23 protein-coding genes are annotated in these 23644 nt (G+C 42.4%); 7 read left to right on the forward strand and 16 right to left on the reverse strand.

Annotated features, from left to right (window positions below; translation table 11 throughout):
• Nucleotides 1–9 precede the first annotated feature (9 nt).
• The 10 genes from rpmG to recR all read right to left on the reverse strand — a co-directional run bounded on the left by rpmG (nucleotide 10) and on the right by recR (nucleotide 7960).
• The gene (gene rpmG, locus M3P07_RS15640) at nucleotides 10–192 is read right to left on the reverse strand and encodes a 50S ribosomal protein L33 (RefSeq protein ID WP_053972430.1); all 183 of its coding nucleotides are present in this window, start codon (nucleotides 190–192) and stop codon (nucleotides 10–12) included.
• Nucleotides 193–218: 26 nt separating this feature from the next.
• Nucleotides 219–446, reverse strand: coding sequence for a 50S ribosomal protein L28 (gene rpmB / locus M3P07_RS15645; RefSeq protein WP_249970868.1), 228 nt, complete (start codon nucleotides 444–446; stop codon nucleotides 219–221).
• A gap of 73 nt (nucleotides 447–519) precedes the next feature.
• Nucleotides 520–1767, reverse strand: coding sequence for a competence/damage-inducible protein A (locus tag M3P07_RS15650; RefSeq protein ID WP_249970869.1), 1248 nt, complete (start codon nucleotides 1765–1767; stop codon nucleotides 520–522).
• A complete protein-coding gene (locus M3P07_RS15655; RefSeq protein WP_249970870.1) occupies nucleotides 1768–2106 on the reverse strand; it encodes an Hpt domain-containing protein in 339 nt (112 codons plus the stop codon).
• Nucleotides 2106–2717 carry a fumarylacetoacetate hydrolase family protein gene (locus M3P07_RS15660; protein WP_249970871.1) on the reverse strand — a complete coding sequence of 204 codons (612 nt, stop codon included), beginning with the start codon at nucleotides 2715–2717 and terminating at the stop codon, nucleotides 2106–2108. Before M3P07_RS15660 ends, M3P07_RS15655 begins: the two co-directional genes overlap by 1 nt.
• A 19-nt stretch (nucleotides 2718–2736) precedes the next feature.
• Nucleotides 2737–3513 carry a 3'-5' exonuclease gene (locus M3P07_RS15665; RefSeq protein ID WP_249970872.1) on the reverse strand — a complete coding sequence of 259 codons (777 nt, stop codon included), beginning with the start codon at nucleotides 3511–3513 and terminating at the stop codon, nucleotides 2737–2739.
• Nucleotides 3514–3548: 35 nt separating this feature from the next.
• On the reverse strand, nucleotides 3549–4799 hold the full coding sequence (locus tag M3P07_RS15670; RefSeq protein ID WP_249970873.1) for a DUF481 domain-containing protein: 1251 nt from the start codon (nucleotides 4797–4799) through the stop codon (nucleotides 3549–3551).
• 259 nt (nucleotides 4800–5058) lie between these two features.
• Nucleotides 5059–5841 carry a carboxylesterase family protein gene (locus tag M3P07_RS15675; protein ID WP_249970874.1) on the reverse strand — a complete coding sequence of 261 codons (783 nt, stop codon included), beginning with the start codon at nucleotides 5839–5841 and terminating at the stop codon, nucleotides 5059–5061.
• A 64-nt stretch (nucleotides 5842–5905) separates the two neighbouring features.
• Nucleotides 5906–7246 carry a dihydrolipoamide acetyltransferase family protein gene (locus M3P07_RS15680; protein WP_249970875.1) on the reverse strand — a complete coding sequence of 447 codons (1341 nt, stop codon included), beginning with the start codon at nucleotides 7244–7246 and terminating at the stop codon, nucleotides 5906–5908.
• A 93-nt stretch (nucleotides 7247–7339) separates the two neighbouring features.
• Complete coding sequence (gene recR / locus M3P07_RS15685; protein ID WP_249970876.1) at nucleotides 7340–7960, reverse strand: recombination mediator RecR; 621 nt, start codon at nucleotides 7958–7960, stop codon at nucleotides 7340–7342.
• Nucleotides 7961–8036: 76 nt separating this feature from the next.
• Between recR and M3P07_RS15690 the strand changes: the two genes are divergently transcribed.
• Nucleotides 8037–9518, forward strand: a complete 1482-nt coding sequence (locus tag M3P07_RS15690) for a sodium:solute symporter (protein WP_249970877.1) — start codon at nucleotides 8037–8039, stop codon at nucleotides 9516–9518.
• On the opposite strand, the gene M3P07_RS15695 is transcribed toward M3P07_RS15690, so the two are convergent.
• Entirely contained in the window at nucleotides 9502–9861 is a 360-nt protein-coding gene (locus M3P07_RS15695; protein ID WP_249970878.1) for a CoA-binding protein, read from the reverse strand. The two genes, M3P07_RS15690 and M3P07_RS15695, sit on opposite strands and share 17 nt — an antisense overlap.
• A gap of 327 nt (nucleotides 9862–10188) precedes the next feature.
• Here M3P07_RS15695 and M3P07_RS15700 point away from each other — a divergent pair, with 327 nt between their 5' ends.
• Nucleotides 10189–12642 (forward strand): TonB-dependent receptor, encoded by a 2454-nt coding sequence (locus tag M3P07_RS15700; protein ID WP_249970879.1) that lies wholly within the window; start codon nucleotides 10189–10191, stop codon nucleotides 12640–12642.
• A 96-nt stretch (nucleotides 12643–12738) separates the two neighbouring features.
• On the opposite strand, the gene M3P07_RS15705 is transcribed toward M3P07_RS15700, so the two are convergent.
• Nucleotides 12739–13278, reverse strand: coding sequence for a pyridoxamine 5'-phosphate oxidase family protein (locus M3P07_RS15705; RefSeq protein WP_249970880.1), 540 nt, complete (start codon nucleotides 13276–13278; stop codon nucleotides 12739–12741).
• Between the two features lies 1 nt (nucleotide 13279).
• Nucleotides 13280–14287 carry a 3-oxoacyl-ACP synthase III family protein gene (locus M3P07_RS15710; protein ID WP_249970881.1) on the reverse strand — a complete coding sequence of 336 codons (1008 nt, stop codon included), beginning with the start codon at nucleotides 14285–14287 and terminating at the stop codon, nucleotides 13280–13282.
• 393 nt (nucleotides 14288–14680) lie between these two features.
• Between M3P07_RS15710 and htpG the strand changes: the two genes are divergently transcribed.
• The gene (gene htpG / locus M3P07_RS15715) at nucleotides 14681–16567 is read left to right on the forward strand and encodes a molecular chaperone HtpG (RefSeq protein WP_249970882.1); all 1887 of its coding nucleotides are present in this window, start codon (nucleotides 14681–14683) and stop codon (nucleotides 16565–16567) included.
• Between the two features lie 99 nt (nucleotides 16568–16666).
• Here htpG and M3P07_RS15720 read toward each other — a convergent pair whose 3' ends face one another.
• Both M3P07_RS15720 and M3P07_RS15725 read right to left on the reverse strand, forming a co-directional pair.
• Complete coding sequence (locus tag M3P07_RS15720) at nucleotides 16667–17065, reverse strand: hypothetical protein (protein WP_249970883.1); 399 nt, start codon at nucleotides 17063–17065, stop codon at nucleotides 16667–16669.
• Entirely contained in the window at nucleotides 17052–17636 is a 585-nt protein-coding gene (locus tag M3P07_RS15725) for an RNA polymerase sigma factor (protein WP_249970884.1), read from the reverse strand. Before M3P07_RS15725 ends, M3P07_RS15720 begins: the two co-directional genes overlap by 14 nt.
• 453 nt (nucleotides 17637–18089) lie before the next feature.
• Between M3P07_RS15725 and M3P07_RS15730 the strand changes: the two genes are divergently transcribed.
• The 3 genes from M3P07_RS15730 (at nucleotide 18090) to M3P07_RS15740 (ending at nucleotide 20506) form a co-directional block, all read left to right on the forward strand.
• Nucleotides 18090–18443 carry a DUF6249 domain-containing protein gene (locus tag M3P07_RS15730; protein WP_249970885.1) on the forward strand — a complete coding sequence of 118 codons (354 nt, stop codon included), beginning with the start codon at nucleotides 18090–18092 and terminating at the stop codon, nucleotides 18441–18443.
• 61 nt (nucleotides 18444–18504) lie between these two features.
• Nucleotides 18505–19140: an MOSC domain-containing protein gene (locus M3P07_RS15735; protein ID WP_249970886.1), complete on the forward strand. Its 636-nt coding sequence runs from the start codon at nucleotides 18505–18507 to the stop codon at nucleotides 19138–19140.
• 769 nt (nucleotides 19141–19909) lie between these two features.
• Nucleotides 19910–20506, forward strand: a complete 597-nt coding sequence (locus M3P07_RS15740; protein WP_249970887.1) for an alpha-ketoglutarate-dependent dioxygenase AlkB family protein — start codon at nucleotides 19910–19912, stop codon at nucleotides 20504–20506.
• Nucleotides 20507–20508: 2 nt separating this feature from the next.
• Here M3P07_RS15740 and M3P07_RS15745 read toward each other — a convergent pair whose 3' ends face one another.
• Complete coding sequence (locus M3P07_RS15745; RefSeq protein WP_249970888.1) at nucleotides 20509–21279, reverse strand: S1/P1 nuclease; 771 nt, start codon at nucleotides 21277–21279, stop codon at nucleotides 20509–20511.
• A 165-nt stretch (nucleotides 21280–21444) separates the two neighbouring features.
• Here M3P07_RS15745 and M3P07_RS15750 point away from each other — a divergent pair, with 165 nt between their 5' ends.
• Nucleotides 21445–23643, forward strand: coding sequence for a DUF5916 domain-containing protein (locus tag M3P07_RS15750; protein ID WP_249970889.1), 2199 nt, complete (start codon nucleotides 21445–21447; stop codon nucleotides 23641–23643).
• The last annotated feature ends 1 nt before the right edge of the window (nucleotide 23644 follow it).

Raw genomic sequence — 23644 nt, forward strand, 5'->3', positions numbered from 1 at the left:
AAACCTGAATTACTTAATCTCTTTATGAATCGTCATACGCTTAAGAATGGGATTGAATTTCTTGATCTCCATTCTATCTGGCGTGTTCTTTTTGTTCTTGGTAGTAATGTACCTAGAAGTACCTGGCATACCAGATTCTTTATGCTCTGTACACTCTAAAATAACCTGAATTCTATTTCCTTTCTTTGCCATTGTCTTGTGCTTAAAACCTTGTCAGCTTATTTCTTGGAATTAATTTCCTTCAAAACAGCAGAGATTCCTTTTTTGTTGATGATTTTTAAACCTTTGGATGAAACGGTAAGGGTTACCCAACGGTCTTCTTCCGGGATGTAGAATTTCTTTTTGGAAATATTGGAATCAAACCTTCTCTTTGTCTTATTGATAGAGAAGGAAACATTGTTTCCAAACATCACCTTTTTTCCTGTAACTTCACAAACTTTAGACATCTCCCTAACTTTTGAGTGATTTTATTGAGGCTGCAAATTTATGCCTTTTAAATCGGACGCACAAAATTCTTTTTCAGAAATTTAAAATTTCTTTCCAGAGCATCTCAAAGGCCCTATTTACTGAACGATTCACTATTCGTTCCCGGTTCTTCCCGATGGTAAATTTTTGTGCAAAGGTACCGTTTGGGGAGCTGATTGCAATAAAAACAGTTCCGACTTCGGCATCCGAGTCGCCTTTTGAGGGTCCAGCATTGCCTGTTGTGGCAATCGCAAAATCAGATTCCATGATCCTCCGGACATTTTCGGCCATAGCCGTGGCAACTTCCTCACTCACCACGGAATGTTCCTCAATAACAGCTTTGGGAACCCCTAACACTTCAATCTTGGTTTCGGTTGCATAACTCACCACACTACCCTTAAAATAGGCTGAAGCTCCAGGGATTGCCGTTATTTTTTCTGCAATCTTTCCTCCAGTAAAACTCTCGGCTGTCGACAGGCTGAGTTGCTTTTGTGTCAACACCTTCCCAATCTGCTGTTCAATGGAATCGCCATCATCCTCTCCGTATATGATATCCCCTATTAGGGTGTGGAGTTGTTGTACCTGCTGTGCCACCACAGTTTCTAATTGTTCCTTATCAGCGCCCCTTGCGGTAAGACGCAAGCGCACCTTCCCTAGATTTGGCAGATACGCCAACCTTATGAAATGGGGAAGATTGTTTTCCCATTCCTCAATCTTGTCTGCAATAGCGCTCTCCCCCATACCATAGGTAACAATGGTCTTATGATAAATATGCGGCCGTTCAAATTCTGAAGTGATTTTCGGAATTACCTCGGTATGGATCAAATGCTTCATTTCGAAGGGAACCCCGGGCAAGGAAACAAAGACCGTCCTGCCCTTTTTCGTCCATAGGCCAGGCGCCGTGCCATTGGGATTCTGCAACACCGTTGCCTTCGAAGGAACCAGTGCCTGGTTCCTGTTCAATTCCGAAATAGGCGTGGAAAAGTACTTTTTAAAGAGTTCCTCTATATTTTCAAGAACCTTTTGGTCCCGAACCAGCGTATCATCCAAAAATTCGCAGAGGGTGTGCTTGGTAATATCATCTTTTGTGGGCCCTAGTCCGCCCGTAAGGATGACAACCTCCGAGCGATTACCTGCGGTTTCCAAGGCATCCAAGATATGTTCGCGTTCATCTTGAACCGAAGTAATCTGATAGACAGCAACGCCTATCTTATTCAGTGCTTTGGAAATGAATGCAGAATTGGAATCGACAATTTGACCAATGAGGATTTCATCCCCAATGGTTATGATTTCAGCTTGCATTTACAGATTGAAGTCTTTTTGCAGTTCGGATATGACCTGCAACACGTCTTTTTTCAATAGGGGGAATTTTTGCTCAATTTCGTCCATACTGGCGGTGCTCTTACCCAGAGTTTCTATTTCCAGTGCGGTGGCCCTGGTCTGCTCCATGCCCAGAAGATCTACATTGGGCTTTATCTTATGGGCGAGTTTATACACATTTTCAAAATCCCGTTGGGCAATGGCACTTTCGAGGCCTTCCAAATCCACAGGAACTTCTTCCAAAAAAACAGAAATTACGGAAATAACAAAGTCGTTATCGCCTTCCGCCATTTCATTAATCTTATCGAGGTTGTAAATCATTATCTCACATTAATTTCGAACAATTGTTCTCCTTCCAACATACCTACAAGGTAATCATTTGGGCTTACTTTACCAACACCCGCAGGGGTTCCAGTAAACAGAATATCCCCCTTTTTTAGCATAAAATAGGTGGAAACATGGGCGATAAGTTCGTCTATTTTCCACAGCATCAAGGAAGTATTGCCATTTTGTACTTTTTCATCATTCTTCAAAAGACAAAAAGAAATTTTGTCAATATTTTCGTACGCATTTTTCGGCATCCACCTACCAACTATGGCTGATCCATCAAAACCCTTGGCTTTTTCCCATGGCAGTCCCTTTGCCTTCAATTTGGATTGAAGGTCTCTTGCGGTAAAATCCACTCCTAAACCAATTTCATCATAATAGTTATGCGCAAATTGCGGAGCAATGTGTTTTCCCACCTTTTTGATTTTAACCAATACCTCCACTTCGTAGTGGACATCGTTTGAAAATTGGGGAATGTAAAAATCCTGCTCCCTGGGTAGAATGGCGGAATCTGGTTTAATGAACACCACAGGTTCCTCTGGTCGCTCGTTGTTCAATTCGTCAATATGCGCAGCATAGTTCCTTCCAATGCATATCAGCTTCATTCGCTTCTGGGATTTTGGTTTAAGAAAGTTTGTTGTTCAGTTTGCTCAACTTTATTTGGGTAAGAACTTTTTTGGTGTACAACGGGAAATCCGCGTTAAGTATCCATCCAAAATATCCTGGTTCGGACTCCATCACCTCATCAACCGTTTTACCCTTGTGTTTCCCGAAGGCAAAAATGGGCCTGTCCTGATCATCAATACCGATGAAACCTGCAAAATCCAAAGATTGTTTTCGGGTGGTAAACTCTGAGAGCTTTTTTACGTTGTTCTCCAGTTCTGGATACCGGTCCAATTGGGACAAAAGCACCTCGTAGGTAGCCAAGGTATCGGCTTGGGCACTATGTGCATCTTCCAGATTTTTATCACAATAGAACTTATAGGCCGCTTCGAGAGTTCTTTTTTCCATTTTATGGAAGATGGTCTGTACATCTACGGACACCATATGCTTCATGTCAAAATCCACATCGGCCCGCAGCATTTCCTCGGCCAATAATGGGATATCAAACCTATCGGAATTGAATCCGGCCAAATCGCTATCCTTGATCATTTTATAAATTTCCTTGGACAGTTGTTTAAAGGTAGGTTCGTTGGCCACCTTTTCGTTGGAAATACCATGTACGGCCACAACCTCTGCCGGAATGGGCATTTCTGGGTTCACCAACCATGTTTTGCTCTCTTTATTTCCGTTCGGAAAAACCTTTAGAATGGAAATCTCCACAATTCTATCCTTGGCAACATTAATGCCCGTAGTCTCCAAATCGAAAAAGCAGATTGGCTTTGTAAGGTTAAGCTCCATATTGGTTTTTTAGCAAAGATAGGGTATCAAAAATTCTATAAGCGGGTATTGATGATATTATTAAATGTGGAACCGAACGTATAGCTCAGCCCAACGCTGAAACCGAGTTCGAAATCGGTGGCAATCTGTTTTTGTTGCAATAAAACATCCTCTATGGAAGCATCACCAGCTGGCAGGTTTATTTGATCACGGATAATTTCAAACCTTCCGGAAAAGCGGGTCGCCAGACCTTTGAAAACCCGTATGGAACACCTTCCGAACAATTGCATACGATTCTTTGAAAAATCGTCCAAGAAACTGGATGCCCTCAACCTGGAGTACAAATTGCCCCAAGGTTGTCGATAATTTACCTGAACATCCAAAGAGTGGTTAAAAATGCCCTCTTCATCCTTTCCAAATATCGTGGTATCGATATAATCATTGAAAAAGTACCCAATCTTATACGCAAAGGTAATTTCGCGGCGAAGCACCTCGTTGTAAGGGAAAATGTTGTATTCAAGGGCGGGACTGAAATAATACCTGAAATCGAGATTGGTAAAGGTATCGTGCCTCGCTCCTCCAAATATTCCCGTGGACCAATGGTCCGAAAGGCTTCTCACTATACTGCCTGCCCCGGCATACCTTGATCTTCTACTGGTAAAGGTTTCTTCACTTCGATCGAACTCGCTATTCGATTGGTTCAATTGTAAATCGGTTCTAACACGCCATTTTTCGGTCACCCTGTCGCTTTCAAACCCCAGTTCGTACTCAAATTTTCTTCGGCTCGACTCCTTTTCCAGCTCTGCCTCACCGTAAATCTCAAAAATCCAATTGTTCCAAGGGTCCTCAAAGTCAATGTCCTGCTCTTGTGCAGTTTGCGCATCGGAGACTTCATAGGTGATTTTATCAGCAAGGTCGGATTCCAAGACATATTTCAATAGCCCTGATTTTATGGTTTTGACCAGGCCTTTGCGAACGTCGTCCGAGGTCATATTTGCATTGGTGTCAAATGAAAGTTCATTTGCTATTCCTTCGTAACCACCGGTACCTTCAAATTCCAATCGATAGGTACGACCCCCACTACCGTTGGCCACATCATAAATGAACAGGACAATATTGGCTAAACCTTGATCGCGAACATGGGCCGCAAAATTTATTTCTTGCAGAACATATCTTCGATCGCAATTACATTCGGTGAATAGTTTAAGGGATTCCTTGGTCGGTTCTTCTTGTGCAGAAACGGATAAGCAAAACAGAGGTAGCAGGGCCAATAGCACATTTCTAGCCCTTTGAAAACAAAAACCCATGGGTGTATCTCTAAATATTGGTTTGGTCGGCCATGAAGATAAAATGTAAAAACGAGCTGGGTTGTTAGGGTTATGTTAATGACAAATATTTCAAAAAAACACTTATCTATTTATGAATTTGTTATTTATCATTCTAGATTTTGACAAATTCGCAATAAAATTCAGCCATTCCACCAAAAATGACAGTTAAGTGAAGTAGTTGGCACTTATTAACGCCTTTAAAACTTTGAAGTAGGCCTAGGTAATCTTGAGGTCAACCCTATTTGGATTTGGAAAATAACCAGGACAACAACTCTGGTTCGGCAAAGGCATTGTCCCAACTGTTGTGCCCAACACCTGGGTAAACCGTGTATTTGGTATTGATACCCAATTGTCCCATGGCCTGGGCCATATCTGCCGAATATTTTTCGGGCACCACGGTATCCGCTTCCCCATGAAAAATCCACCAATGAGGTTTTTTTAGTTTTTTACTGATCTGTGGATTTGCACCTCCGCAAATTGGAAACGCTGCGGCAAACATTTTGGGATTTCTCCGGACGAGTTCAAAGGTCCCCATGCCTCCCATGGAAAGCCCCCCAACGTAAAGCCGGTTTTTATCCAACTTGTAGCTCTTTTTTAGATATTTCAGCAGTCCTTCCAACAACAACATATCCTTGGTAGCATCGGCATCTTCATGAAATATGAACTTAAAATTATCTGCATTGCCCGCATAATCGACCTTGGCCCAGGAGCTGTTGGCCGCACATTGGGGAAATACCACAATGGCTTGGTAATTGCTCCGCACCGCCTCTTGAAGAAAAAGACTTGATCCGTGTACCAATTGTGCCTCATTATTGTTTCCCCGTTCCCCGGAGCCATGGAGAAAGAGAATAAGAGGGTACTTTACCGTAGGATCGTAATCCTTTGGCAATAAAAGGCGATAGGGAATACTGTCCCCGTTCTTCTCAAAATATTTTTTCTGATAGGCTGAAAGGTCTTGGGCTTCCATAACACTGCAAAACAAAAAAAGAATCCCAAAACAAAAGGGCATAAGGTACTTCATGGATTGATGAATTTATTCAACCCCTAAAATAAGCATAGTGAAATGAAAACGGGGATTTTCGGGGCTAGATTTCCCGATTTACATCCCAAGCCTCCAAATAATCGGCCACGGTCTTTACAAACATTCCTCCAAGGGCCCCGTTGACCACCCTGTGGTCATAACTATGGGATAGGAACATTTTGCTTCGGATACCAATGTACTCACCTTGGTCGGTTTCTATTACAGATGGCATTTTACGGATCGCTCCCAGGGCGAGAATCCCCACTTGCGGCTGATTAATGATCGGTGTACCAAAAATACTGCCGAAGGACCCCACGTTGGTCACGGTATAGGTTCCATCCTGAACCTCATCTGGCTTAAGGGCATTGTTACGGGCCCTATTGGCCAAATCATTCACGGTTTTGGCCATCCCCACCAAATTGAGTTGATCCGCGTTTTTGATCACGGGAACAATAAGATTTCCATCCGGAAGGGCCGCAGCCATCCCCAAATTGATGTTTTTCTTTTTGATGACCTTGTCGCCATCCAAAGAAATGTTCATCATGGGATATTTTTTGAGCGCCATGGCAACTGCTTCCATAAAGATTGGGGTAAAGGTCAACTTTTCCCCTTCCCGTTTTTGGAAGGCATCCTTCATCTTGTTCCTCCAGTTCACCACATTGGTCACATCTACCTCCACAAAACTTTGGACATGGGCCGAAGTGGAAAGGCTCTCGACCATGTGATGTGCAATCAATTTACCCATTCGCGTCAATGGAATAATCTCATCCCCGTCGGTAACGGGAATGGATTCACCCTCAGGTTTTGCGGGGGTCTGTTTCGGGGTCGCAACTGGTTCCTTTGTCTTCTGGGGTTCCTGGACCGCAGCCGTACCATTGGCTGATCGATGTTCCAAAAAGGCTTTGATATCGTTCTTCGTGACCCTGCCTTCTTTTCCAGTACCTATAATAGTTTCCAATTCTTCCATGGAAACGCCTTCTTCTTTTGCAATATTTCGAACCAAGGGGGAATAGAATCGCTGGGATTCCCCAAAATTGGGTGTTGGTGCGCTTACGGTCTCCTGAATTTGGGAGATTTGGTTTTCGAGTTCCTCAACAGCTGGGACTTCAACGATTTCTTCCACTGTTTTGGTATCCTGTCCGTTTGAAGTAGCTTCAACAGCTTGATCGGTCTGGATTACGGCAACAACCTCTCCCACCTTGATCACATCGTCCACATTGAACCGTTTTTCCAACAGCACGCCTTCCACCTCACTGGGCACCTCTGAATCTACCTTGTCCGTGGCAATTTCAAAAATGGCCTCATCCATTTCAATGCTGTCCCCGACTTCCTTCAGCCAAGAGGTTAAAGTTGCTTCGGCAACACTTTCCCCCATTTGCGGCAATTTCAATTCAAATTTTGACATATTCTTATTTAACGAACGGATATTGACTTATATTTTGCAAAAATAATAAAGAATTCCGCTTATTCTTAGTTTTTATGCATTAATAATCCACAACTAACCCGCCTTGATCGAACTCTCAAAGGGAATCCGGTTAAGGATACTCCGACCCAAGGTCACCTCATCGGCATACTCCAATTCATCTCCCACCGAAATTCCGCGTGCAATGGTCGAAGTGGTCACTTCCAAGCCTTCCAATTGCTTATAGATATAGAAATTGGTGGTATCCCCTTCCATGGTCGAGCTCAAGGCAAATATTAACTCCTGCACCTCTCCTTGCTTTACCCTGTTGATCAACGGGGCAATATTTAAATCCTGGGGGCCAATACCTTCCATGGGGGATATTTTACCTCCAAGCACGTGATACAACCCCTTGTATTGGGAGGTATTCTCTATGGCCATCACATCCCGAATATCTTCGACCACACAAACCAGACTTGCATCCCGTTTGGGATTGCTGCAGATTTCACACAATTCGGTATCCGAAATATTGTTGCAACGCTTGCAAAAGTTCACATCGTTCCGCAATTTGGACAGGGCTTCGGAAAGCAAATTGGTTCGTTCTTCCGGTTGTTTCAACAAATGTAGCACCAACCGAAGCGCCGTTCGTTTGCCAATGCCCGGTAATTGGGACATTTCGTATACCGCATTCTCCAAAAGCTTCGATGAAAATTCCATAATTTCGGATATCCCACAAAATTACGATTTTACCTTTACCAAATTACTTTTGTACTTTGCAATTCAAATTCCAACTATGTCCGCATTTCAAATCCTCTTGCTTGTTGGTGCCTATTTCTTGGTACTGATGATCATCTCTTATTTTACTGGTAAAAACGATAGTAACGCCGATTTTTTTAAGGCGGGAAAACAATCCCCCTGGTACTTGGTTGCCTTTGGAATGGTCGGAGCCTCGTTATCTGGAGTTACCTTTATTTCCGTACCCGGATGGGTTGAAGATTCGCAATTCGGGTATATGCAGGTGGTACTTGGCTATTTAGTGGGTTATTTTGTGGTGGCCTATGTGCTGTTGCCACTATACTACAAGCTTAACCTTACCTCCATATATGAATACCTGTTGGATCGCTTTGGAACGGTAAGCCATAAAACCGGAGCGTTTTTCTTCTTTATTTCCCGGGTTTTGGGAGCGGCTTTTCGGTTGTATTTGGTGGCCATTGTTTTGCAACAGTTTGTTTTTGATGATTTAGGGGTCCGGTTCGAGTTCACCGTGATCATCTCCATTCTCCTTATTTGGATCTACACCAATCGGGGAGGTATAAAGACCATTGTCTGGACCGATACCCTTCAGACCTTGTTTATGATTTTGGCTGTTATCCTATCCATTATTATGATCAATAGGGAATTGGATTGGAGCTTTGGGGAATTTTTGGCCTCAGAAGAACTTAAGGTGTACGATAAGTTCTTGTTCACGGATAGCTTTTTGGACCGAAACCATTTTTTAAAATCTTTTATCGGTGGAATGTTTGTAACCATTTGCATGACGGGATTGGATCAGGATATGATGCAAAAGAACCTCACCTGTAAATCCTTAAAAGATGCCCAAAAAAATATGGTGTCATTTAGTTTGGTATTGGTAGGGGTTACCTTCCTATTTATGCTTTTAGGGGCTTTACTGTTTATCTATGCAGGTAAAAACGGCATTTCCATTCCCCTGATGGACGGCACTCCAAAATCCGACCTGTTGTTCCCAGAAGTGGCTCTGAATAGTGGTTTGGGGCTTAGTTTGGCAGTTACTTTTATGCTGGGACTTGTTGCTGCTGCCTACAGTAGTGCGGACAGTGCGTTAACCTCCTTGACCACCTCTTTTTGCGTGGACTTTTTGGAAATCGAAAAGAAAGAGGAAGCCCGTCAAAAACAACTGCGTAAGCGTACCCATATCGCCATGAGTTTTATGTTGGTGGCGGTGATTATTGCATTTAAATACATCCTTAGCAGCAATGTTATTGATAGTTTGCTCACCGTGGCCGGGTATACCTACGGTCCGTTATTAGGTCTTTTTGCATTTGGCATTCTGACCAAGTATAAGGTCAAGGACCAATTTGTATGGCTTGTAAGCGGGCTTTCTGTTGCCATTATTTGGATTGTTGCCAATATTCCTTCCGATTATTTGGGGGGATATATTGTGGGTTACGAACTACTTCCCCTTAACGGGCTTTTGACCTTTTTTGGACTTTGGTTGATTCGGGAAAAAGGGGAAAAATTCAATACTGCCCAGTAGCCAAGAGCACCAATGTGCAGGAATTTTCCACTTTTATGCCGTTATCTTTCAAGATTTTCGAAAATTCTGCATTTTCAGTTCCGGGGTTAAAAATCACGCGTTTGGGCTTTAAATCCAGTATTTTCTGATAATATTCCTTTTGCCGAGACGGATTTAGGTACAAAGTAATGGTGTCAACATTTTGAAAATCATCCAGCTTGGTTTTAATTTGTATTCCGGACACAGTTCCTTCCCTAACCCCAAAAGCCATGGTTTCAAGGTTGTTTTCAACCAATCTGTGAATTGCAAGATTACTGTATCTAGCGGGATTTAAGGATGCCCCAAAGACAAGAGTCATACGCATTTGTTAATTTATGTGTTAAACTGAAATAAAGATTGTAACTATTCAAAAAAAAGCTCGTCTATTGTAAGTATAAAATTAAGCATTGGTAAGTCTGTATTTTTTTATAGTTAATGGTTAGTGTTTAGTATAGCTTATCAATGTATAACCCTGGCGTTTCGGTCAATGTCGAAAGTCAGGGTTTCTTTTTTGTCCTTGTTAAAAGGACTGCCTTACAAGGCCTTAACGTTTTTGGTTTTGTTAAAATATGTTAAACCTGAATAAATCTGTAACATTCCAGGTAAGACATCGTCTTGTAGACAACATCAATCAATCAAAAACGAACAACTCATGAACAGAGTAATTTTGCTTTTTGCACTAGTCCTGTGCATCATTTTACCAGAAAATTTAAAGGCCAACAACGATACTGAACCTCCTGTAGGTTCCATTTCGGGTACTGTTGTGGACCAAGCACTGAACCGACCCGTGGCCTATGCGGCCATTGTGGTAAAATCCGAGGATGGTACGGAAACCATTACCGGGGGCATTACCACTGAAGATGGTACTTTCGAAATTAAAAAATTGCCTGAAGGGAATTTTACACTGGAAGTCCAGTTCATTGGATATAAAACCCACTCCCAAAAATTGGTCATCACCAAGAGGAACAGAAAAGTGAATGTGGGAACCATTACCTTGATGGAAGAGACCGAAGAGCTTTCCGAAGTTGAAGTGGTGGCCGAAAGAACCACCATTGAGCAGCGGGTAGATCGAAAGGTAATCAATGTAGGGAAGGATCTGACCACGGCTGGTGCCACTGCCTCGGACATCATGAACAACATTCCATCAGTGAATGTGGATGCCCAAACAGGAGACATTAGCATGCGCGGTAACAGCAATGTAAGGGTTATGGTAGATGGAAAATTATCCAATGTACCGGTTGCCCAATTGTTACGCCAGATTCCCTCCACATCCATTAAGTCCATTGAATTGATCACCAATCCTTCCGCAAAGTACAATCCGGAGGGTATGAGTGGTATCATCAATATTGTGTTGCACAAAAATGCCAATATCGGTTTTAACGGTAGTGTGACCACTGGGCTTACCAAGGGTATTGAAGCGAAATTCAACAATTCCATCGACATGAATTACAGGAACGGTAAGTTCAACTTTTATGGCAACTACGGTACCAATATTGGTAAGTATGTCAATGATGGTGGAATTCGAAGAGTGGATGAAAACTCCTTTCAAAAATTTGATTTCTTCAACAATAACAAGTCGCATTTGTACAAGGTCGGGGTGGACTTTTACCTGAACGACAATAACACCATCTCGCTATTTACCAACCAAAACATATTCGATGGTAACGGCGAGGGTATCACAGCGGTGACCTATAATGACGATTTGGCCAGAAATGTAACGCAAATCTTTACGGATGAAAGCGAAAATAGAAGTGAGCAATACAATTTTGATTATAAATTGGACTTCAAGAAAGAAGGGCACAACATAGAACTTGAAGTTGATCACAACCGGTTCGAAAACAACCAAGACGCCAACTTTGCAACAAGGGGGGCCAGTTTGTTCCCCGATTACATGGATTTTGTGGATACCGAACGAACCCAAACCATCGCAAACTTGGATTATGTAAATCCATTGGACAGTATTTCCAAACTGGAAATTGGGGTGGAATCCAGAAACTTCGAGACCAATGTGGGCTATAATTCCACGGGCTTATCGTTTAACTCCGAAGGAGTACTTAGACCTACCCCTAGCACAGACTTCGATTACAAAATGGATGTGTACAGTGCTTACGTAACCTTTGGGCAAAGCAGGGAAAAGTGGTCCTATCAGGTGGGTGCTCGTATAGAAAATGTTGAAGTAAAGGCGGACACCAACACGGTTAGGTCTTTTACCGATAAGTACACCCAAGTATATCCTTCGGCATTTTTGACCTACAAACCCAACGAAAAGGATCAATTGCAAGTAAGTTTTAGCCGTAGGGTGGACCGTCCTGGATTGCAACAGGTAAATCCGATAAGGGAATGGGCTACCCCCTTGATCTCATCTTTTGGAAATCCAAGCTTGGTACCACAGTTTACCAATTCTTATGAGATGAATTATACGCATCGAATTAAGAATGGTAGTGTCACCGGAGGGATTTTCTATAGAACCATTTCAGATGAAATCAACCGGGCCGTGTATGTGGACCGATTGGACTTTAACAAACTGATACTGACGTTTGACAATTTTGATAAGACCAATGCCTACGGGTTTGAAGCCTCTGTGAACTACAAACCGTTCAAGTGGTGGAGCATCAACGGAAGTTTTGACTACTATAACCAGACCAACCGCGGAATCACGGAAAGTTTGGTGGGCGATAGTCAAAATCCAACGGAGAACGATATTGTCGTGGAGAACGTAGAGGTGGACAACACCGCGTGGAACTTAAGAATGAACAATAGTTTTACTGTGACCAAAAAACTCACGCTGCAAGCTTTTGCATTCTACCGCGGCCAGAACCAAAACATACAGTTCATTATAGAACCCATGTACTTTATGAACCTTGGGGCACGATACAGCTTTGCTAAAGGCAAGGGTACCATCAGCCTTAATTACAACGACATCTTCAATAGCATGATGTTCCAGTTTGACGGGCAAAGACCTTATGTGCAAACCGGTGGATTCAACTGGGAAAGCCATAATGTATATGCTGGACTTTCTTACCGATTTGGTGGCGGGAAGTACCGTGCCAAGCAACGTAAGCGCAGGGACAACAACACCAAACAATCCGGTGGAGGAATTTTGTAGAATGACTTTGATATTCCTTGACAGAGTGTTGGTTGGTTAGTCTTCAAGGTCTATCATTTAAAAACCCCAATTTCGATTAGGAATTGGGGTTTTGTTTTAATCTTCGTTGGCCTTTACGCCATCTATGCTGGTAGTATTCTTTTTTCTCCAATACCTTTCCAAACCCTCATCTCCTTGTTGTTCCGCCCAATCCAGTAATCCTTGTCGGTCGGATTTATAGTCCATGAAAGGAACACCCATACCACATGATGTCTGCACCTTTTCAATTTCCATATCCACCAATTGCCTACTCCCTGCTATCTTGGGAAAAAGCCCGATATGTTCTTCCCAATTTGCATTTTTTGGCCCATATACCTTGGCTTTGCCATAAAGTCTGAGAATCATGGGGTCTCCTTCAAAAGCACAGAACATTAGGGTTATCCTATTGTGATGGCTTAAGTGGATAGCAGTCTCGTTTCCACTTCCGGTAAGATTGAGCCACAGCACTCTGTTGGGGTCCATAACCCGAAGCGAATCCAGACCTTTGGGTGAAAGGTTTATGGTTCCGTCTTGCATGGCAGTGGCCACAAAGAACATTTTTTGATTTTCTATGAATTCCGTGAGGAAAGGGTTCAAACTTTCAAGTCGCCGGCCCATCTTACCATCTAATGATGACACTTCCCCAAGTAAAGCCACTTCCAAAAGCGGCCAATACCACCAAATCTCCTTCTTTGACCTTTCCTTGTTCCCATGCCTCTGTCAGGGCAATGGGTATTGAGGCGGCCGTGGTATTCCCGTAGTTCATAATATTATTGAAGACCTGGTCATTGGAAAGTCCAAATTTCTTCTGGACAAATTGAGAAATCCTTAGATTGGCCTGATGGGGAATCAACATATCGATGTCCTGGGGACCCAATTGGTTTTTTTGCAGCCCTTCCATGATCACTTCACTAAATCGGACCACTGCATTTTTAAACACAAATTGCCCATTCATATACGGATAGTACGAAGTGTCTTCCGGATCTTTTTCATCGATAATATCAGTTACCCATCTTTTTCCCATTCCCGGGGCGATTAAAGATAATTCCTCCGCATGTTGTCCTTCGGAATGTAAATGGGAGGAAAGAATTCCCTTGGAGCTGTCTTCTTCACGACTTAAAACTGCCGCTCCGGCACCGTCACCAAAAATCACGGAGACTCCCCTACCCCTTGTGCTCATGTCCAATCCATGTGAATGTAGTTCCGAACCGATAACGAGCACATTTTTGTACATCCCACTTTTGATGTATTGGTCCGCTACGGAAACTCCATACACAAAACCGGAACACTGGTTTCTTACATCCAACGCTCCAACGGTTTTAATGCCCAAGTCGCGTTGCACTAGCACACCTGGGCCCGGGAAATAATAATCTGGACTTAAGGTGGCAAATACAATAAAATCTATTTCATCCTTGTCGATACCGGCGCGCTCAATGGCAATTTTTGCTGCCTTTACGCCCATCGAAGTAGTTGTATCCGTGCCTTTTACCACATGCCGGCGTTCCTGAATTCCAGTACGTTCCTGAATCCATTCATCATTGGTGTCCATCACTTTGGAAAGATCATCATTGGTCACTACGTTCTCGGGAACATAAAACCCGAGTCCAGAAATTTTTGAGTTGTACATAAGATATTCTTTGGGATGCCCGGCAAAAGGGACACGAACTATTTCGTGGAAAAGTAAAAAATATATTCAACCTAGTGGTGAAATCGCCTAAAAATTAGTCCATAGGAGGTCTTAAAACGATGATCTCCCAATACAAAACGCGCTACCGGGCGATAGCGCGTTTTAAACAACCTAACCAATAAACAAATGTGTTATAGCATGGAATTTTTCATAGCAATCTTCCTCCATAACAGCACAAATATATAGTTTTGTTTATCTTTTCCAAATTTTAGTTAAACAAAATTATGTTAAAATATTGTTTTGGCCCTGAATTCGAATTCGATGTCAGTTTGTCAGATATGGCATTGTGGTATTTTTTTTGTCATGCTTAGCAAAAAAGAAAACTATTTTAAAATGGCTACAGGCAAAATCAATGTTTCCGTAGAGAACATATTTCCCCTAATCAAGAAATTTCTATATAGCGACCACGAAATCTTTCTCAGGGAGCTTATTTCCAATGCCACGGACGCTACCCTCAAGCTAAAGCACCTCACCTCCATTGGCGAGGCCAAGGTAGAATATGGCAACCCCCAGATTGAGATAAAGGTTGACAAGGACAACAATCAAATCCGGATTATTGACCAAGGTATTGGGATGACCGAGGCGGAGGTAAAAAAATATATCAACGAAGTGGCCTTTTCCGGTGCCGAGGAATTTTTGGACAAGTATAAGGATGCCGAAAAGGATGCAGGGATCATAGGTCATTTTGGGCTTGGATTTTATTCGGCCTTTATGGTGGCGGACAAAGTGGAGATCATCACCAAAAGCTTTAAGGACGAACCAGCCGTGCACTGGACCTGTGATGGATCACCAGAGTTTACCTTGACCGAGGCCAAAAAAGAAGATCGAGGTACGGAAATTGTGCTTCACGTAGCGGAAGATTCCACAGAATTTTTGGAAGATGCGAAAATCCGTGAACTGTTGACCAAGTACAACAAATTCATGCCCATTCCCATTAAGTTCGGGACCAAGACGGAAACCCTTCCCAAACCAGAAGATGCCAAGGAAGAGGATCCAGCCCCAACCCAAGAGGTAGACGATATCATCAACAATCCCAACCCAGCGTGGACCAAGCAGCCCACGGAGCTCGAGGATGCGGATTATAAGAGTTTTTATAGGGAACTATATCCCATGCAGTTTGAAGAGCCTTTGTTCAACATCCACCTGAACGTCGACTATCCCTTCAACCTAACGGGAATTCTATATTTCCCTAAGCTGACCAACGACCTCAACATCCAAAAAGATAGGATCCAGCTTTATCAAAACCAGGTATTTGTTACGGATAATGTGGAAGGTATTGTACCCGAATTCCTAACCATGCTAAAAGGGGTTATCGATTCTCCTGACATTCCACTGAACGTTTCCCGTTCATACCTTCAGGCTGATGGTGCGGTGAAGAAAATTTCGTCCTATATCACCAGAAAGGTAGCCGATAAATTGAACTCGCTGTTCAAAAACAATCGAGAGGATTTTGAACAAAAATGGAACGACATCAAAGTGGTAATCGAATACGGAATGCTTTCCGAAGACAAGTTCTTTGAAAAAGCTGACAAGTTTGCGCTTTACCCGACGGTTGATGGAACCTATTACACCTTTGAGGAGCTTCAGGACAAAATCAAAGACAACCAAACGGACAAGGATGATAAATTGGTCGTACTATATGCTTCAGACCAAGAGGCACAGCATAGCTACATTGAAGCCGCCAAGGCGAAAGGTTACGAAGTACTGCTGATGGATTCCCCAATTGTATCCCATTTGATGCAAAAACTGGAAACCTCCAAGGAAAACCTCTCTTTTGCCCGTGTAGATGCTGACCATCTGGACAATTTGATCAAAAAAGAGGATACCGCCATATCCAAACTTTCCGACGAGGAAAAGGATAAACTAAAAGAAGAATTGGAAAAAGTTGTGCAAGAGAAAGGGTTCACCATTCAAATGGAGGCCATGGACAGCGAAGCCTCTCCCTTTATTATAACCGAGCCGGAATTTATGCGAAGGATGAAGGAGATGCAGCAGACCGGAGGAGGTGGTATGTTCGGGATGGGCAATATGCCGGATATGTACAACCTGATCGTGAACACCAACCACGAGCTGGTAGGTGAAATCCTAAACACCAAGACCGCCAAGAAAAGGGAACGATTGATCAATCAATCATTGGATTTGGCCAGGTTGTCCAAAGGCTTATTAAAGGGTGAAGAATTGACCAACTTTATTGCCCGAAGCTACGACATGATCAAATAAAATTATACAATACCAGTTCGAGCGCAGTAGAGGCCCTATCAAAGGGTAGGTCAAAAATACCTCTACTGCGCTCGATATGGTTTTAGCTTCACACTGTGGCTAGGCCCATCGGTTATTAAAATACCGTTTGAGCACCAAGGCCTGAAAGCATACCATCAATCCTACAGCACCCACCATATAGCTGAGCGTTTTGGAAAACTGGAGTTGCGGTAATCTTTCGGCAAACCAACTTTTGGTGTTTGTGAGCAACTCCAAATATTGTCCATCCACACCTTCGGTCCCTGTACCAATGGAAAACAGATAAACCGCAAAAATCGCAAGAGAGGTCAGGGCTATAAAAATTGCCCGTTTGGAAATCAGGGGCCTTGATACAACCGCTGCCTGTTGCTTGGCCACCTCTTGCATTACATTAAATGTAAAGTTGGAGGATGGTGTTTCCAACGGGGCCTCTTCCATTAACCGATCTACCAATTTTTCCAGTTCTTTATCCGTTCCCATAACTTTTGATTGTTTCAGGTTCCATTTGTTCCTTTAAAATTACACCCAACCTTGTACGCGCCCTAAAGAGCTTCACCTTGGCCGTGTTTGGTGCCAGGTTCAAGGTTTTGGCCATTTCATTAAGGTTTCGTTCTTCAAAATAAAACAGCGTCAACAATGCCGCATCCACAGGACTCAATTGCGCGATACAGGCTTTGATCAAGTCCGACTTTTCTTTTTGTACCATTCCGTCCAGGGCATTTTTCATGTCGGCCACCTGATTGCCCGAAACTTCATCCACACTGATATTTCCAAGCTCTTTTTTGTGCTTTTTAATCCGGTCCAGGCAGGTATTGTACGCTATTCTATATATCCAGGAAGATAGCTTGGCATCTCCCTTAAAATTTTTGAGAGACTTATACACCTTAATGAAGGTATCCTGGGCCACCTCTTCAGCTTCCTCCCTGTTTTTAAGGGTCCGCACGGCAATTGTAAATACCAAATGTTTGTATTGGTCCACCAACTTGGAAAATTCTTGCGAATCTCCATGAACGATAGCATTGATATCCGGTTGGTCCGTAGGCTGCTCCATTTATACAATAAGACGACACCGAAGCGTCGTAGGTTACATTAAAATTAAAAAAAACGCTGGTGCATTTGGATAACAATTCGTCCATTCAAGTGGTCTATATGGTCCTACACTGAAAAATAAAAAACGGTAAACCAATGTCTGATGTCTGATGTCTGATGTCTGATGATTGAAAATGGAAAATGAAAAGTTGAAAATGGAAAGCCTCCTCATCCTTAGAACACCAAACAACAAGCATCCCGCATCTTGGGTCTTGGGTCTTGGGTCTTGGGTCTTGGGTCTTGGGTCAAATATGTCGAGAATTAGAATTTTAAAACCATTTTTCTAGATGATTTGAACCAAGGAACATCCAAATGCACTTCTGGTCAAAAAAATTCACCTGATCTGTAACCTTGACAAAAAAAGTGTCGTCCTATGGGCAAAACAAGTTTATTAATCAATTAAAAAACGAACACAATGGTAGAAGCAATATTAATCCCAATCAGTTTTTTTCTGGTCGTATTTGCAATTTGTTACCTCTATTTTTCCACCCGTAACAAAGAGCGGTTAGCCTTAATAGAAAAAGGAGTGGACGCCAGTATCTTTTTCAAATCCAAGAACGATGGCGAACTGTCCACATGGAAAATTGTATTGATCAACTTTTCCGTGCTTTTAATGAGTATAGGAGTGGCCATCTTTTTAGGTTCTTCCATGGTTAGTGGACTGGGCGTGGATGAGGAAATTGCCTATCCGGGGACCATCTTTTTAATGGCCGGGGTCGGCTTGATGGTGGGTTTTTTAATCACCAAGAAACTGGAAAAAAAGGGATAGATCCAACCATCTTTCTGTTAAAGGCCATCGGATATCCCGATGGTTTTTTTAATTTCATCCCATGCGAATTATTTCCACCAACCTTGGTAAACCCACTCCAATTCGCTGGAATGGTGAAGAAACAACAACCGGAATCTTTAAATACCCAGTAGACCACCCGTTGACCTTGGAAACCGAGAGTGTAGCTGGTGACAATATCAGCGACAGAAGGGTACATGGTGGGGAGTTTAAGGCCTGCTATCTTTTCGCATCTGAACACTACCCTTATTGGAAAGAAAAATACCCTCACCTGGACTGGGATTGGGGCATGTTTGGGGAAAATTTGACTGTTGAGGGGTTGGACGAAACCACGCTTAAGATTGGAAATATTTACAAAGTTGGGTCGGCTTTAGTACAAGTTACACAACCACGTGAACCCTGTTTTAAATTAGGAATCCGATTTAACGACCAAGGCATTCTCAAGGAATTTATAGACCATGGTTTTCCAGGTACCTACGTTCGAGTTTTGGAAGTTGGGCAGGTACAGGTTGGAGATGAATTTACCTTGGTAAAAGAAGCTACCAACGACTTAACCACCCAGCAATTCTACCACCTACTTTTTGCTCGAAAAAAACACCCGACTATAGTGCAACTGGCTATAGAAAATGAGGCATTACCAGAGCGGAAAAGGGACAAACTGCGGAGGTTTTTGAAATAAGTTCAAACTCAAGTTCAAGTTCAAGGTTCAGCAATCAGTAATCAGTAGTCAGTAGTCAGTAGCCAGTAGTCAGTAGTCAGTAGTCAGTAGTCAGTAGTCAGTAAAATTAAAACTGTCATCTGAAATCTGCTATCCAGTTGCTTCCAACAGTCCAATAATCGAAAAATCCAGCATTCGATGTTCAAACTCAAGTTCAATTTTTTATTAAGCCGTATTAGATTGTTTGATGTCTGGTGTCACAAAGTTGAAAAATGGAAAATGGAAAGTTGAAAACTGTTGACTGACGTCTGAAGTCGGAAGTCCGAAGTCTGAAGTCTGAAGTCTGAAGTCTGAAGTTTAACATTTGAAATCTAACGCGCATCTTCAAACATCTAGCATTCCGCATCCCGCATCCCGCATCCCGCATCCCGCATCTATCTAATTGAAAATTCAAAACCCAACATTCAAAATTGCTCACTGAACATTGTTCATTGATAATTGTTCATTGATAATTGTCAACGGTCAATTGAAAACGGGCATACGTCCATTGGGACGGAAAAATAGTACAAAACCAATGTACATTTAGGCCTTAGTGCAACAGAACCATTGCAATCCAAGATTACGATTGAAGTGATGTAATTAGTTAGTGTTCTTTTGTCCTGCCGGGTGCAATGGCCTAATCTTTCCCGGCAGGTCTTTTTGTCTTTCCATATAAAAGTCCTTACTTACTTCATAATCTCCAAAAAGCTTCGAAAGCTAAGCACCCATCACTTAAACAAGGACTTAAAAAATGGGATTTACCGACAATGGAATAAACCTGAATCTACCAAAATCGGACATGGTTTATTATCCTGCCATTTTATCCACCGAAAAATCGGACCAATATTTTAAGATATTGAAGGAAACCGTCCCGTGGCGGCAAGATGAAATAACTGTTTTTGGTAAAACCCATCCACAACCTCGTTTGACTGCTTTATATGGTAATAATAGCAAGGCCTACTCCTATTCGGGAATTACCATGCAGCCACTTGAATTTACCCAGAATCTTCTAGATCTGAAGGAGATTGTGGAGCAAATTGCAAAAACTAGCTTCAGCACCTGCTTGTTAAACTTCTACCGCGATGGCAAAGACAGTAATGGCTGGCATTCCGATGATGAAAAAGAGCTTGGGAAAAACCCGGTCATTGCATCCGTAAGTCTTGGGGCAGAGCGTTTCTTTCATTTGCGAAATAAATCGGACAAAACTTTAAAACACAAAATGCTGTTGGAACATGGAAGTTTACTGGTCATGAAAGGCGAAACCCAGCATTTTTGGCAACATCAAATCCCTAAAACAGCCAAGCCCATCGGGGAAAGAATCAATCTTACTTTTAGGGTTATCCAGTAGTATCAATCGAAAAGGTCGTTGAGGACTTTGGCCAGGCGAAGCCCTCCACGTTGGAGTTGCTCAAAAAGCAGATCATTGTAGTTATACCCATATTGATAGCCCAATTTGTCACCCGATTTGGCAGATTCATAAATATCGGCGCACACTTCGTGGCTTTCCTGCGCCCAATCATATATGGTTCCCTCCTGTATTTTCTTTCGCTCCTTGCGTCCCAAATGGTCCAATTCGGTGCCGAGTTCCGTATAGGTCATCCCATAGGATTCAATCAAATTTTTGTCCCAGACCCGATGTAGATTGCTTCCTTCACCAAACCACTGTACTTGAATGGAATTCCCACCTTTATCCTCCGCCCTGCTCACATGCAAGGGTTGATGTAGATCGCCAATCAAATGAACCAACATTTTAAGATGGAAAGAACGGGTTTCCTTACTCCTTTCTTTGTCCTTTACAATGCGGATACATTCTTCAATTCCCGTGATTATATCCCCATACTTACTTTTCTCGGAATCCTCATAGCGCACATCCAAAGGGTAATTGACAAAATGCCATGCAAAATATCCAGAGTATTTACGGTCGGCCTTGATTTCATCCGCATAGGTGGAAACATAAGCCAAGCTATGCCCATCCAATAAATCTTTTAATGCTCTTTTTGCCTTTCCTGTCAGGTGGTTTTCCGCGATATGTCCGGTGACCCTATGCCCGGTCTTCCCCCAGAAATTGTTGCTGAATATCAAGGTAGGAATCAGCAGGAAAAGGAAAGCGAGGTTTTTCATGATTGATGATTTTTTCAAATGTAAAAACTACAAATGAAACTTTACACATGCCCCACAGATTAATTCAAATGCCCCATCCGTCAAGTGAATACAAACGATTGCACTTTTTAGGATTTTTTTAACTAAGGTTGCCCTTAAATTTGTCAATCTAACTCAAACGCCCTTATGTTGAAACTTCGCTTGGTACTGGCCATGGCCATATTACCATTGTACTTGATCGCCCAATCCAACGAGAAGAGTTTTACCGTAAAATACATTACCCAACCGATTACCGTAGACGGGATTCTTGATGAATCCGTCTGGGAAGATGCAGAAAGTGCGCACGGATTTCAACAGTTCTTTCCTACAGATTCTGTTATAGCCAAACAAAAGACCGAAATCAAAATGCTTTTTGATGATACCACCTTGTATATCGGGATTAAGCAGGAAGCAGCAGGAAGAGACTACATAACTCCTTCACTACGAAGGGATTATAGAGCAGGGAATAGTGATAACATTACGCTGTTGTTCGATACTTTTAATGATGGTACCAATGCCTTTTTGTTCGGAATCAATCCATTGGGAGTGCGAAGAGAGGCCTTGATTTCCGGAGGAGGTAACGACCTAAGGGGATTTACCACATCCTGGGACGTGAAATGGCGTGGTGAATCCAAAATCCATGACAACTATTACATTTCGGAAATGGCCATTCCCCTGACATCCTTTAAGTTTAGGGAAGGGGAAACCAAATGGCGATTTAACAGCTACCGATTTGATTTACAGAGCAATGAACGCAGTAACTGGACCATAATACCCCAAAATCAATGGGTCTTCAATTTGGCGTTTATGGGTGACATGCATTTTGAAAAACCCTTGGGGAAATCTAGAACTCCATTGGCATTAATTCCATATATCAATGGGATTTCAGGGAGGGATTTTGAAAACGATATTTCCGAAAACAACGTAAAAGTTGGCGGCGATGCCAAAATTGCCATCGGTAACGGTATGAATTTGGATATCACCTTGAATCCGGATTTTTCGCAGGTAGAAGTGGATAATTTTATTACCAACCTCACCCGATTTGAAGTGTCCTTACCGGAAAGAAGACAGTTTTTTATAGACAACAGCGACCTATTTTCCACTTTTGGTGGAGGCAGGGATGCCAATCCATTTTTCTCCAGACGCATTGGTATCGCCAAAGATACCGATGACAATACCATCGAGAATAAAATTATTGGAGGGGTGCGTTTGAGTGGCAAACTCAATAACAATCTAAGACTTGGTTTTCTGAACATTCAGACGGAAGAAGATGAAGCCAACGAAATTGCATCCAATAACAATATGATGCTTGCATTGCAACAAAAAGTCTTCTCGCGGTCGAATATCAGTATGTTCTTCATCAACAGGCAGTCTTTTGATTCTCCCGAGTTTTTGGACGAGAGTGAAGAATATAATCGCGTGATGGGTATGGACTATAATCTGGCCAGTGCAGACAATACCTGGAGTGGTAAGTTCTATGGGCACAAATCATTTCAGCCCAATGACAGTGATGGCAATTATTCCTTTGGAGCTTTTACTAATTATAATGCTAAAAACTATGGGGCATTTATTGATTTGGTATACATCGATGAAGAATTTCAATCTGACCTTGGGTTTATCCCAAGGAATGACATTTTTAAGATTGCTTCCAACTTCAATAAAAACTTCTGGCCCAAAGACCGAAAGATAAACAACCACAGTATAGGGTTGTTTTCCATTTATACTTGGCGACCTGGCTTGGATTATCAGAACACCGACTACTATTACAATTTGAACTGGGGAGCAGAATTCAACAATCTTTCTATGCTGAATGCAGACGTTACCCATAGGTTCATTTATTTAACCGATGAATTTGAACCTACTGGCAAAGACGGTGCGGTGGCCTTACCAGCAAATCAAGGATACCATTTTACTGCCTCAACAATAGAATTTCAATCCGATCGGAGAAAAAACTTCTCCTTTGGGGTTATGCCCACCTATGGCGAGTTCTTCAATGGAACCAAATTTTCCGTTGAAGGAGATTTGAATTTTAGATTACAACCCGTTGTCAATATGTCCATGATGTTCAATTATGATCATATAGATTTGCCCGCACCCTATGCCAGAGCAGACATATGGCTTGTGGCACCAAGGGTTGATATCACCTTTAGCAAGTCCATTTTTTGGTCCACCCTGGTACAATACAGTAGTCAAAGAGACAATTTGGGCTTCAATTCCCGGCTTCAGTGGCGTTTTGCACCTTTATCCGACCTGTTCTTGGTCTACAACGACAACTATTATGTGAACTCCTTTATGCCCCGTAATAGGTCCATCAACCTGAAACTCACCTATTGGCTCAATATCTAGG

The sequence above is a fragment of the Flagellimonas myxillae genome, assembly GCF_023502235.1.
Classification (GTDB): domain Bacteria; phylum Bacteroidota; class Bacteroidia; order Flavobacteriales; family Flavobacteriaceae; genus Flagellimonas; species Flagellimonas myxillae.